General features: G+C 33.4%; 10 protein-coding genes, 1 tRNA gene and 1 pseudogene. All 12 read left to right on the forward strand.

The genetic code is table 11. From position 1 onward, the window contains the following. Window positions 1-42: 42 nt before the first annotated feature. The 12 genes and pseudogenes from WP_RS05340 (at window position 43) to WP_RS05395 (ending at window position 12854) form a co-directional block, all read left to right on the forward strand. Window positions 43-1272 (forward strand): lipoprotein-releasing ABC transporter permease subunit, encoded by a 1230-nt coding sequence (locus WP_RS05340; RefSeq protein ID WP_007302450.1) that lies wholly within the window; start codon window positions 43-45, stop codon window positions 1270-1272. After that, a complete protein-coding gene (locus WP_RS05345; RefSeq protein ID WP_007302451.1) occupies window positions 1265-1996 on the forward strand; it encodes a hypothetical protein in 732 nt (243 codons plus the stop codon). The genes WP_RS05340 and WP_RS05345 overlap by 8 nt, the downstream gene beginning before the upstream one ends. Further along, a pseudogene (locus tag WP_RS05350) lies at window positions 1993-3212 on the forward strand (tetratricopeptide repeat protein). Before WP_RS05345 ends, WP_RS05350 begins: the two are co-directional and overlap by 4 nt. 166 nt (window positions 3213-3378) lie before the next feature. Continuing rightward, window positions 3379-4251, forward strand: coding sequence for an ATP synthase F1 subunit gamma (gene atpG, locus WP_RS05355; protein WP_007302454.1), 873 nt, complete (start codon window positions 3379-3381; stop codon window positions 4249-4251). Between the two features lie 18 nt (window positions 4252-4269). Beyond that, window positions 4270-5604 (forward strand): TldD/PmbA family protein, encoded by a 1335-nt coding sequence (locus tag WP_RS05360; protein ID WP_007302455.1) that lies wholly within the window; start codon window positions 4270-4272, stop codon window positions 5602-5604. Window positions 5605-5778: 174 nt separating this feature from the next. Beyond that, a complete protein-coding gene (locus WP_RS05365; protein ID WP_007302456.1) occupies window positions 5779-6030 on the forward strand; it encodes a cold-shock protein in 252 nt (83 codons plus the stop codon). Window positions 6031-6064: 34 nt separating this feature from the next. After that, on the forward strand, window positions 6065-7291 hold the full coding sequence (locus tag WP_RS05370) for a DEAD/DEAH box helicase (RefSeq protein WP_012481988.1): 1227 nt from the start codon (window positions 6065-6067) through the stop codon (window positions 7289-7291). A 297-nt stretch (window positions 7292-7588) separates the two neighbouring features. Further along, window positions 7589-9868, forward strand: coding sequence for an AAA family ATPase (locus WP_RS05375; RefSeq protein ID WP_007302458.1), 2280 nt, complete (start codon window positions 7589-7591; stop codon window positions 9866-9868). Window positions 9869-9924: 56 nt separating this feature from the next. Further along, complete coding sequence (locus WP_RS05380; RefSeq protein WP_007302459.1) at window positions 9925-10923, forward strand: hypothetical protein; 999 nt, start codon at window positions 9925-9927, stop codon at window positions 10921-10923. 58 nt (window positions 10924-10981) lie between these two features. Next, a complete protein-coding gene (locus WP_RS05385) occupies window positions 10982-11872 on the forward strand; it encodes a class I fructose-bisphosphate aldolase (RefSeq protein ID WP_007302460.1) in 891 nt (296 codons plus the stop codon). Window positions 11873-11877: 5 nt separating this feature from the next. Continuing rightward, window positions 11878-11949, forward strand: a tRNA-Cys gene (locus tag WP_RS05390). A 107-nt stretch (window positions 11950-12056) separates the two neighbouring features. Beyond that, window positions 12057-12854 (forward strand): hypothetical protein, encoded by a 798-nt coding sequence (locus tag WP_RS05395; protein ID WP_007302461.1) that lies wholly within the window; start codon window positions 12057-12059, stop codon window positions 12852-12854. Window positions 12855-12866: the final 12 nt, after the last annotated feature.

Genomic DNA, 12866 nt, shown 5'->3' on the forward strand with positions numbered 1-12866 from the left:
TTATATGAAGCATAAAAAGTATGATATTTAAATCTTAGTATAATGTCTATTGCCTTTGAATTTACTATGGCTATTCGCTATTTGCGAGCAAAGAATTCTAGATTTTGCTCTATAATGGCCTTGTTTTCTATTATTGGTATTGCTCTTGGAGTTGCAACGCTAATAGTAGTAATGTCTGTAATGAATGGGTTCAGAGCAAAGCTGCTCGACTCTGTACTTGGCATTAATGGTCATATTAATGTTTACTTTGATAGAAGCATAAATTCAGATTACCACGCAGTGTTAAAATCTATTGAGAAAATCCCAGGTGTATTAAAAGCTACTTCTATGACCAATGATCAAGTGATCGTTGCAGCAAATAGTGGAATTGTGGGTAGCGTAGTCCGTGGTGTGTCAACTAAAGACTTACTTAATAATACTATCGTTAAGAATAATGTAATTATGGGTAACGTGGAAAAATTCGATGAAGGTATCATAATAGGGGCAAGATTAGCAGAAGCTTTGAATATTGATTATGGTGATAACATTATGCTTATATCACCTGAAGGATTTGATGCACTGTCTGGTGAAATACCAAAAATGAAAGAATATAAAGTTGTAGCAATATTTGATATGGGTATGTTTGAGTACGACAATACCTTAATGTATATGCCCATAAAGTCAGCTAAAGCTTTTTTTAATTATAAAGATAATGTGAGAAATATAGAAGTGTTTGTAGATGATATTGCTATGGCTAATAAGCTAGCAAACGCTATAGCAAAAGAAACAGGAATGAGAGCTGAAAGTTGGCAGTCTCAGCAAAGCCATTATGTTAATGCTTTAAAGACTGAAAGAAATGTGATGTTTTTAATTCTCACTTTAATTATAGTTGTAGCAGCATTTAATATTGTTTCAAATTTGATGATGATAGTGCAAGAAAAGAAATCTGCAATTGCAATTATGCGTACGTTTGGTGCAACAAGCGGAAGCATTATGCGCATATTTTGTGCTTGTGGATTGCTGATTGGTTTTACAGGAACTTGTCTTGGCTCTATTATAGGGGTTGTTTTTTCTCTCAATATTGAAAGTATTAGAGTGTTTTTAGAAAACATTACCAACATCAAACTGTTTGATCCTATGATATACTTTTTTTCAAGTTTGCCAGTGATATTAGTCTCTCAAGATGTGATTAACATTTCTGCACTTGCATTGTTCTTATCATTTTTAGCGACAATTCCTCCTGCATTACAAGCAGCTGCTCAAGATCCTGTGGAGATATTACGTTATGAATGATACTTGGAGAAAATGCATAGGTTGGTTCTTAATTATATTGTTGTTTGTTAGCTATATTACAATAAATAACATAATATTTTTTAAAATAAATCAGCAAGAGAGTGAAAATAGTATAAGTATTGTAACGGAAAAGATAGATGAACTTAAAATGTTGCTTGAAGTTAATCAAATTAAGGTAGAGAAAAAGATATTTGATTTAAAGAGAAATCTGCACACTCAATGTGAGCAAGGTGACGGTAGTTCAAGACATAAGAACCTCGCAAAGTTGCTGCTACTTGTGATTAAGATGAAGAATTCGTTATTGCAAGAAGCCAAGTTTGATAATCATATAAATTCAATAAAGCCTTTGATATCAGAGCTTGACGATCCAGAAATAGAAAATGCAGTCAATGAATTGGAAAATTTGAAAGAGGTAGATACTTTATGCGGGTTGAAATTGTCTTTTGAGAAGAACATGACTGTTATTAACTACAATAAAAGTAACTTGTTTAAAAAAATCATTTCAAATTGGATCAAGATAGATGATCGTAGTGATCCACTCAGGTTAAAGCTTGCGGAAATTGAAGAATTAATAAGCGATAATGATTGGCAGAGCATAGCCACCGCAATAAGTGACTTAACATACCCAGAATTCAAACCATGGCTTAATAAATTGAATGATTTTATTGTAGCTTTCAAGAATACTTCAATAATATATCGTCACTTATTACAATACATCTCATGATTTATTTTATAATTTTTGCTTTTTCGTTTTTATTTGGCATATGGATCAAGGTAAGTGGTGAAGTAATAAAATTGGAATTAGGCAATTACACTATAAGTATTGATCTATATTTCGTTATTCTTGCTTGCGTAGTCTTATTATTTTTATTGATTGCAGTTGCACGTTTTTGTTCTTCTATTTCATCAACATTTGCTAACATAAAAAATAGAAGAAGAAGTAGGGAAGAATTGCTTCTCTTTGAAGCTTTCTTTAGCTTAGATTTAGGTAATATAGAGAACACCAATAAGCTAATTAAAAATCTAAATGAAGAAAGTGATAAATTATCTTTAGTAAAGCTCTTTAATTCAGGTAAAACGGGAAATTACAGCTTTTTCAGCCATAATTTAACGAGTATTGCAAGTAAAAATCGCAACTTAGCTCTACTTCTGATCAATAAACTGATTATTCACCTAAAGAAAGAAAGGTTAGTCTTTCAAAAATTTATAGAATATTGCTCTAGTTCAATTAATGATAAAATTTTGTCTATTCCCTTTCAAATAGAGCATTGTATATTGCAAGAAGATTGGATAAATGCAATTTCAAAGTTAAAGGAAGCTATCAAATTCAATATTTTTCTTCCCTTTGATCGTAAAAAGATGTTAGCGGTTTTTTATTGCGCTTTAGCAAAGCAATACGAAAGTAAAGGAAGTTTTTGCAAAGCTATAGATTATTTAGCTAAAGCACAAAGTTATTATGCAACTTTTCAGCCCATCAATTATTTAAAGGCAGAATTATATATCAAGCTTGAAAAAATCAGAAAAGCTTCCACAGTATTAGAGGAAGAGTATAGAGTAAATCCTACTCCTCAATCAGCTAGAATGTATATCAAGTTAAATAATAAAGGCGCTGAAAGACTATATAACTTACGCCCTGATTATTATTTAGTTATTGCTTGCTTGCTTTGTCTTCAATTAGCTTAGGGAAATATGATCTTGCAAGTCAGCATTTAGATATTGCTATGAAAAAAGCTAATTACATATCAATCTACCTTGTTATGGTACAGCTCAAGATTATGCTACAAGAGTATGATCAAGCAATTTACTGGCTAAATAAGATGAACTCAGAAGCTGTGCCTGATCCAGGTTGGAAATGTGTTGATTGTAATAAAGAGCTAAAGCAATGGGATTATAAGTGCTCAAGTTGCAATAGTCTTAATTGTATTTACCTTATATTATAAGACTCCATAAGGTGTGATACTTTTACATCGAGATTGCTTTAATATAATCTTTATCTCAAAACAGTAAATCTGTGAGTTTCTTAGTTAGGTTTGATTCCAATGTCAAAAAAACTTGTTTTTAGACATTACCAGTTATATATTTTAATAAATTAGAATTATATATAAAATGAAGAGCTTAAAGGAATTATCCTTAAGAATTAAAAATATTAAGTCTGTGCAGAAAATCACGAAAATAATGCAAATGGTTTCTGCAGCAAAATTATTACAAAGCCAAAAGAAATTATCAAATTCAAAATTGCATATATCTAAGCTGCATAGCATTATTTCTTCACTAGCGCTATCAGCGGATCAAGAGTTACTAGCAAGAATTCTAAATATCAATAATGAAGATTCTTTCCTAGTATTTATTATTGCATCTGATCGTGGTTTATGTGGCAGCTTCAACTCCTCTGTTGTTAAATTTAGTCAGGAGCATATAAACAAATTAATTGCAAATGATAAGAAAGTAGACATTGTTTTTTTTGGTAAGAAAGCTTTTGAGACAGGCAAAAATAGATTTAATTCTAAAAATATCTTGAAGGTTGAAAATAGTAAGGGAATCACACTAAAGCGTGTGGAAGCCTTGGTTAGTGATATAGATCTAAGTAAATACAATAAAGTTAAGGTTTTTTACAGTAAATTCTATAATACCTTCATGCAAAAGCCAATATTAGAAACAATAAAACCATGGAGTAAAGACTCATTATTAATTGATAATTCTGTAGTTAGTCCTCTAACAGATTACAGCTATGAGTATGAACCACAAAATATTGAGTTTATTTTAAAATCTTTGACTCAAGATTATGTTACAGCTTCTCTTTATTCTGCTTTACTTGAAAGTGCAGCAAGTGAAAATAGTGCTAGGATGGTTGCTATGGAATCAGCAAACAGAAATACAAAAGAAATGCTAAATAAACTAGCATTACTTTATAATCGTTCTCGTCAAGCAGCAATTACAACTGATTTGATTGAAGTTATAGGTGGTGCAGAATCTTTATAGAAACTCAAGGAATGAAAAATGAATATATTAAATATTGCAGCAGATATCACTAAACTAATAAAAAAGCAGAATCAAGACGCAGAAGTTACAATATATGAAACTAATAAGACCTCGGTTTCTCAGCGTCTATCAAAAATTGAACAAATATCACAATCTAAAAACTGTACTGTCGGAATTAGAGCTATAGCAGGTAAGAACAAAGCTGCGTATATTTCCACAAACGATTTGAATAATCTTAGTAGTGCAGTGAGCCAAGTGGTGGAAATGGCAAAGAATGCCCAGGAAGATCCTTATATTAGTTTTGCTGTAGATGGCAGTAATTATATCTCTTCTGCAGATTTAAATATCTCAGATAATAATGTTGTAACAATTGATAACTTAAAAGAAATTACTGAAGCTACAGAAAATTCAGCTCTTGCACATAAAAATATTATTAATTCCGAAGGAGCTTCATCTTCACATACTTCAGTAAATACAGTATTATCAACCGTTTCTGGTTTTGTTGGTTCATTTAGTAAGTCAACTTTTGTTAATCAGGTTTCTGTTGTTGCTGGAGAAAAGAATGAAATGAAAATAGGCTACGATTACGATGTAGCATGCAACTTCAGTGATTTAAAAACACCGGAGTCAATAGGGAAAGAAGCAGCAAAAAGAGCAATAGATCAATTGGGTTCATGTACAATCAGGACAGGCAAATTTCCGGTTGTTTTTGAAAAAAGAGCAGCAAAAGAGCTAGTAAAGAGCTTTGCTTCTGCCATAAATGGTAGCAATATTGTAAATAATAGCTCTTTTTTGAGAAATAGTTTAAATAATCAAATTTTTAATACTGAGATTAGCATTATTGATGACCCATTGTTACCAAGGGGTATAACATCAAGACCGTTTGACGGGGAAGGAATAATGAGCAGAAGAAATGAATTTGTAAAAAATGGAGTACTGCAAAACTGGATTTTAGATCTATATTCGGCTAGGAAATTAAACTTGGAAACGACCGCAAATGCAACTCGTGCAAGTAATGCTGCAATTATTCCTTCAGCTAGTAATTTCTATTTCAAAAATGGTAATAGATCGTTTAAGGAATTAATTGAGGAAGTAAAAGAAGGAATATATGTAACTGATTTATTTGGTTTTGGTGTTAATTTAATCAATGGCGATTATAGTCAAGGTGCATGCGGATTTTTTATAGAAAATGGTAAAATAACGTATCCAATACACGAGATTACTGTTGCCGACAATTTGAAAAATATGTTTAGCAATTTAGTTGTTGCAAATGACCTAACTTTCTGTGGGCAGTTTAATTCACCAACGATTAAAGTTAGCGAAATGACAGTAGCAGGTTCACTTAGTGATTAAAAATTTTAGTTGCATTAAGTACAATAATTGTGTACTATTACTATGTAATGTTAAGAATAGACTATGGAGTATAGAAGTTTAGTTGCAGTAACTAAGCTTAAAGCATTCTAAATCGTAATTTCAAAGTTTTTCATCACATTAATAATGTTAGTTAGTAGTTTAGGAGTTATCCATATGGAATTTGGTAATATAAAATGGTTTAATGTTGAAAAAGGCTATGGTTTCATCAAGCCAGAAGGTAAAGGTGAGGACGTTTTTGTACATGTTAGTACATTAGAACGTTCAGGAATAAGACCTGATGAACTTCGAGGAGAGGATAAAAAGAGAGGAATGAAAGGGGAAAGAGTAAGTTATGAGCTTAAAGAAGAGCGTGGTAGGAACGGAGAAGATAAAAAGTCTGCAATAAATTTAAGATTGGAAGATTAGTCTATCGTGAAGCTTTTTAATAGGGTAATGTATTGTGAGTAATTTTCATGAAATGGGGCTTCCAACTTTGCTTAGGCAAGCTCTAAGTAAAAATAATCTTTGTGTTCCAACCCCGATTCAGGTGCAAGCGATTCCTCTAGCTCTTCAGGGCAAAGATATTCTTGGGTCTGCTCAAACGGGAACTGGAAAAACCTTAGCGTTTGCTATTCCACTGGTTGCTAAATTGATGAATGAGCCAAGCATTGGTTCAGCTTTAGTCATCGTGCCAACCAGAGAGCTTGCTCATCAGGTAACAAGTGAGATAAGAAAACTCTTATCTCAAAGTTCTTTACTAAGAGTTGCTTTGTTGATCGGAGGCGAGCCTATTTTTAGGCAGCTAAATCAGCTTCAGAAAAAACCACAAATTATAATAGGTACTCCTGGTCGTATTATAGACCATATTGAGCGTAAAACTTTAGTTACTCGGAATGTTGGTATTCTTGTGCTTGATGAGACGGATCGTATGTTTGATATGGGCTTTGGAATTCAGATTGAAGAAATTATGAAGCATTTGCCTAAAATAAGGCAAACTCTTATGTTTTCTGCAACTCTTCCTGGAGAAATAGTAAAACTTACTGAAAAATATCTTAATCAACCAGAGCGTGTTTCTGTCGATTGCCAGGCTACAACTTCTGTAAAAATTAAACAAGAAGTTGTTTATGCATCAGAATCAGAAAAATATGGCAAGCTTGTTACACAATTATGTCAGCGCAAAGGATCAATCATTATTTTTGTCAAAACAAAGCGAGGAGCGGATCAGCTAGCTGACAAATTGCACAAAGATGACTATAGCGCTTTGGCAATTCATGGTGATTTAAGGCAGCACAAGCGTGAAAGAGTCATTGATTCTTTTCGTCGTGGCCGCAATCAAATCATGGTTGCAACAGATGTTGCTTCTCGCGGTCTTGATATTCCGCACATTCAACATGTTATCAATTATGATGTACCACAATCGCAAGCTGATTATGTTCATCGTATAGGTAGAACTGCACGTGCGGGAGCTGAAGGATTTGCATTATCTTTTGTTACACCTCAAGATAAGAGAAGACTGCCTGCACTAGCAGATAAAGAAGGAGAGCCAAATTTTGATTGTAGTATGCAATCTCAAAAACGTAACAGCAAAAAGATCTTTAAAAGGCCAAGTACGTTAAAGGCTAAATACGGTAGAAAAAAGATCAATGTATTTAAGAAGAAAAGCAGAGTACTAGAAAAAGCGTATTAATGTACTTAACTATTCTTCTATTCTTTAAAAGCTCCAGTAAACTTGCTGCAAAGTGAAGTGATTGGAGGATGGTAGAAAGAATATATAGCTAGCCCAAATTAGATTTACCTACAATTTGATAATCTTAATTCTGCTGCTTATAACGTTTTGAGATTATCACAACGGTATAATGTTAGGCTGTGTGGACTATAATCTGTAGCTTAATTCAATTTGGCTACAACGAGCTGCTAGATTTCAGTTTTTTTAATAATTGTGTGCTACTAATTATATATAAATTTACACTTTTAAAGAGAATAGATGATTTCTAAAAATTTAGAGGCAAGTTTAAATAGAGCGTTACAGATTGCTTCTGATTGTAAGCTTAAATATGCAAAAGTGGAACATTTGTTGCTAGCATTAACCAAAGATGTGGATGTAAATTATGTTTTATCAAGATGTAACATCAGAGCTGGTGAAATCATAAATATAGATAATATTATATTAAGGAATGATCGTGGTAATAATGCAAAAGGTTTTTTACAAGACAACTCCGAATTAACTGTCAATAAAGTTGAGCCTGATGTGCTATTTCAACGCATAATACATAAAGCCATGATACGAGCTCATCGTCTGGGAAGAAAAGAAATAAATGGAGCAAGTATTCTATTAGAGATTCTGTCTGAGCAAGATTTATACATTGAAGAGCTATTATGCAAACAGAATGCAAAGGATTCTAATTTGATTTATAACATATCCAATATAAAATATTCAGGTGATATAGAAGAATATGTAACTAATCGCAAGATAAAACTTGATAAGAATAACGATATCTCTACTGTAGCAAATAAAGGTGAATTATTAAAAGATGAAGAAGTTCTACAAAATTATTGTAGAAATTTAAATGATTATGCAAGAAGCAAAAAAATAGATTATGTCATTGGTCGTGATTATGAATTAAATCGCACTATAGAAATCTTGCTAAGACGCAGAAAAAATAACCCTTTATATGTCGGAGAACCAGGTGTTGGTAAAACAACAATAGTTGAAGGCTTGGTATTGAAAATTATTGAAGGTAGTGTTCCGAGTGCACTGAGATCCAGCATAATTTATGCTTTGGATTTAGGATCACTTCTTGCAGGAACACGCTATAGAGGTGACTTCGAAGAGAGAATAAAATCTATAATAAAAGTAATTGAGGCAAAACCTGGCGCTATTCTTTTCATTGATGAAATACACACTATTATTGGAGCAGGTTCAACAAGTGGCAGCTTTCTTGATGCTGGCAATCTGCTCAAACCTGCACTTGCAAGAGGTGCGTTGCGTTGTATAGGTGCAACTACATATAGAGAATATAGCAATAGCTTTGAAAAGGATAAAGCATTAGCAAGGAGGTTTCAAAAAATTAATGTAAAAGAGTCTTCTATTAATGATACAGTAAAGATACTAGATGGTATAAAGCATTACTATGAAAGGTATCATGGAGTATATTACACGAAACATGCCATTAAATCTGCAGCTGAACTTTCACACAAGTATATTACTGGGCGAATATTACCCGATAAAGCAGTTGATGTTATAGATGAAGCAGGGGCATATTGTAAGTTACAAAAAAGCAGGCGAAAAATTATAAACAGTAGAGACATTAAGAGTACTATCGCTAGGATTACAAACGTACCTTGCGGGTTTGATGATATGCAAAGAGTAAAATCTTTGAAAGAAAATCTCAATAGGGCCATTTTTGGTCAAGAGCAAGCGATAGAGTTTCTCGTTAATTCTATTAAAATTGCTAAATCTGGTCTGAGAAGTTACAATAAACCCTTGGCAAAGTATCTTTTTGCAGGGCCAACTGGTGTAGGTAAGACTGAGCTTGCGAAGCAGCTAGCACAAAATATGGGTATGAACCTTATTCGGTTTGATATGTCTGAGTATATGGAACCTCACACAATATCTAGAATGATTGGTTCCCCTCCTGGATATGTGGGTTACGACCAAGGTGGATTGCTTACAGAATCTGTATCTAATAATCAATATAGCGTAGTACTTCTTGATGAAATTGAGAAAGCTCATAGTGATATTTATAATATATTACTACAAATCATGGATTATGGTTGTGTTACAGACACTTACGGACGTAAGGTTAATTTTTCCAATACGATTTTAATTATGACAACCAATGCAGGGGCATTTGAACGTAACAAAAGTTCTATTGGCTTTGGGTATAAAAACTTTAACATCAGTGACAGCGAAAAAGCAATGGAACGGGTTTTTAGCCCCGAATTTCGTAATCGTCTTGATGCAGTCATTTCCTTTTCTGATTTGGATGCGGATGTCATTTTGCACATTGTGGATAAATTTATTCAGGAATTAAAAAAACAACTTGTGCAAAAGGGTATAAGCTGCTCAGTGGAAGAAGAAGTAAAGTCTTATCTTGCGCAAACAGGTTATAGCAAAGAAATGGGAGCACGCCCAATAGAGAGGCTGATTGAAAAAGAGATAAAAAGTCATTTGGCTGAAGAAATACTGAATCGTCGATTAATTAAAGGAAAGAAATTAAGGATTTATATTGGTAAACACGGAATTGCTTTTGATATAGTTTAAATTCTTGCTTGAGTATTAAATTTGTAGTATAGTCACTATTTTTTAATGAGGCTATAGTGGCAAGTTTAACCAGAAATCAATATTACAGTAATCAAGATTTACGGAATTTATTTTCAAGGCTGGGAATAAAAGCGGAAGAAGTAATAAGCCAGGAGTTTGATGATGTACTTAAGTTAGTTGAGCGGCGCTTTAGAAGAGCTTCATTAAAATGTCACCCTGATAAAGTAGTAGGAGAGAAAGAGAAAAAAATAGCTGAAGAAAAGTTTAAAAAACTTAGTGCAGATAAAGATAAGCTAGAGAAATATCTTAACGACTTAAAAGCAGCTGGCATATCTATAACATTACAGCGAGAAGTGCAGGAAAAACAAAGGAGAATCAATGAGATTCTATTGCGTAGAGAGAAAGCTGTGAATAGAGCATGTTTATTTTTTATATTAGCAAATGTGGTACTTGGTCCGTCGCCTCAAGTCAAATATTGCTTATCACAACTTGCTAACAGTGGCAAAGTGCAAAATATTGCTTATAAATTTTATGCATTCAGCATTGGAGTTTGGCCATGGTTATTTATTATATCCTTTTGTAGTATTATCTATGCAGCAAGTAAACAAAGAGGCTCACAAGAAGGAAATCTAGATAGGTTAAATAGAAGATACAATCTACTTATTGCTGCTGATAATTATGTAATATGTATATCAGCAGCGTTTGCTGTATGCAGTTTAATGTCGGAAGTTGCACAAAATGGCTGGCCTGTTCAATATGGAACGATGCTAATAGCTAATTTAGCATTAGATTTATTACTTATTGCTTTACTTAGGACTTTTGTGAAAGCTTTTGAACTATATGGTGAATACTGTACCCAGTGTTTATATGAAGAAGATGCGGAATTTAGTTATAAAGAAAAATTTGCATGGTATGACTACAAATTAGTACTTATGCCGCTCGTTCTTCCTATTGTTAAAATGTATTTTGAAGATTTAGTTCAAGAAAAACCACAACAGCATACTACTGATCCTAAAGTTACACCTTTAAATATAGGCGTAGGAACAAGAGCATAAAAAGGTCTTTGCTTCAACTATAGTTTTTGCTACACTTTGAGTAAATTTGAAGATATTAATGAGTGAAGAAGTAAAACAAATCCTAAGTTACTACGAAAGTGAAAACCCTGGAGTAAAAGCGAATCTTACTCGCATTCTTATGCATGGGAAACTTGGTGGAACTGGCAAGTTAGTAATTCTCCCTGTAGACCAGGGATTTGAGCACGGACCAATAAAAAGTTTTGAAGTTAACCCTGATGCTTACGATCCACATTATCATTTTCAGCTTGCAGTTGATTCAGGAGTAAGTGCATACGCTGCTCCGCTTGGTATGATCGAAGCTGGTGCTTCAACTTATGCTGGAATGCTACCACTTATTTTGAAGCTTAATAGCGCTAACTCTTTGCACTCAAAAAGCTTAACTTCAGATCAAGCAATAACTGCCTCTGTAAAAGATGCGCTGCGTTTGGGCTGCATGGCTGTTGGGTTTACTATATATCCTGGTTCTGCTAAGTGTTTTGATATGATGGAAGAAGCTCGCAAAATTATAGCTGAGGCTAAATCTTGTGGCCTTGTTGTAGTGCTATGGTCTTATCCACGTGGTGAAGGGGTTTCCAAAGAAGGTGAAACAGCAGTTGATGTGATTGCCTATGCTGCGCATATAGCGGCTTTGCTCGGTGCCAACATAATAAAAGTAAAACTTCCAACCAATCATCTGGAAAGAGAAAAAATAGAAAATATTGAATCATTATCTAAAAGAATTGAATATATTAAAAAGTCTTGCTTTGCAGGAAAAAGAATAGTAGTTTTCTCTGGTGGTGAGTCAAAGTCAGTGGATGATATATACAATGAGGCAAAAGAAATTAAGCAAGGTGGTGGTAATGGTTCAATTATCGGGCGCAACACTTTTCAAAGAAAAAAAGAGGATGCTTTATCTATGCTAAAAGATATAATTAATATCTACGCATAAAAAACGGCTGGGTGGCAGAATGGCTTATGCGGAGGACTGCAAATCCTTTTATACCGGTTCAATTCCGGTCCCGGCCTCTTACTCCAATTAGATCGTTTTTTCTTCTCAAATTTTAACAAGAAGTGTGGCTTTTAATGAAATATTTAAAAAAATAAGATACTATATTCAAAATATAAGCAGTAAAATGCCAAAGAGATTAACAGAAGTTTTATTATTGATTGGTTTGCCCTTCTTGCTTACCAGTTGCACTTTTCACTATTTATTAAAGAGCTCGTATACTCATCTTGCACCAGAAAAGTACCCTTCATCCAACAAACAGCCGGTTTACGTCGGTACAGCTTACAGTGCACAGACTATATATAATGCGTTATTTAATGACTTTCTGTTAATAGGTAAGTCATCATTCACAGCCAAACATGGGCGTGCTAGTCAATATGTTAACTATGGAAGAGAAGTTGGAGCAGATGTGATAATCGTATCATTTCAAAATATGCAAAAGGATAAAGAGCATTTTAGCATCACAGAAAAACTATTATGGGACACAAGCTTAACAACATTTCATACAAGGACCATTATAAACTTTGATCAGGACGTACTCTTTCTAAAAAAGTTAGGTGATGCAAAAGCTCCATGGGAATATGTCAAAGGAGAGTTCAAGCTTCACGAAAAAGACGATACTGATCCATATCTAGGGAATTGGGTAGGGTATAGAATATGCGAGATTGCAATATCTTCTTCAGAAGATGAATACTTAGGATTTGTAAATGAAGATAATTGTAAAGAAAAATCTGGAATAAATAAGATGCTTGCTTGGAAAAATGGGGATGTAAGGTTGCGGATTAATAAACAATCAAAACAGGGATTTTATTTAAATCGAAATAAGATTCCTATACTAATAAAATCTCAAATTAACAAATTTGGCTACCTCGAATTAGTAGATGAAAATACTGATCAAGTTCTGGTTTCCCTTCAGAAAAATTAGTTTTTACTACCC

Origin of the sequence: Wolbachia endosymbiont of Culex quinquefasciatus Pel (assembly GCF_000073005.1) — a bacterium.
Classification (GTDB): Bacteria; Pseudomonadota; Alphaproteobacteria; order Rickettsiales; family Anaplasmataceae; genus Wolbachia.

Excerpts from the sequence above, each read along its gene's own strand:
- WP_RS05340 (WP_007302450.1), top strand. The coding sequence starts at position 43 with ATGTCTATTGCCTTTGAATTTACTATGGCTATTCGCTATTTGCGAGCA.
- WP_RS05345 (WP_007302451.1), top strand. The coding sequence starts at position 1,265 with ATGAATGATACTTGGAGAAAATGCATAGGTTGGTTCTTAATTATATTG.
- atpG (WP_007302454.1), top strand. The coding sequence starts at position 3,379 with ATGAAGAGCTTAAAGGAATTATCCTTAAGAATTAAAAATATTAAGTCT.
- WP_RS05360 (WP_007302455.1), top strand. The coding sequence starts at position 4,270 with ATGAATATATTAAATATTGCAGCAGATATCACTAAACTAATAAAAAAG.
- WP_RS05365 (WP_007302456.1), top strand. The coding sequence starts at position 5,779 with ATGGAATTTGGTAATATAAAATGGTTTAATGTTGAAAAAGGCTATGGT.
- WP_RS05375 (WP_007302458.1), top strand. The coding sequence starts at position 7,589 with ATGATTTCTAAAAATTTAGAGGCAAGTTTAAATAGAGCGTTACAGATT.
- WP_RS05385 (WP_007302460.1), top strand. The coding sequence starts at position 10,982 with ATGAGTGAAGAAGTAAAACAAATCCTAAGTTACTACGAAAGTGAAAAC.
- WP_RS05395 (WP_007302461.1), top strand. The coding sequence starts at position 12,057 with ATGCCAAAGAGATTAACAGAAGTTTTATTATTGATTGGTTTGCCCTTC.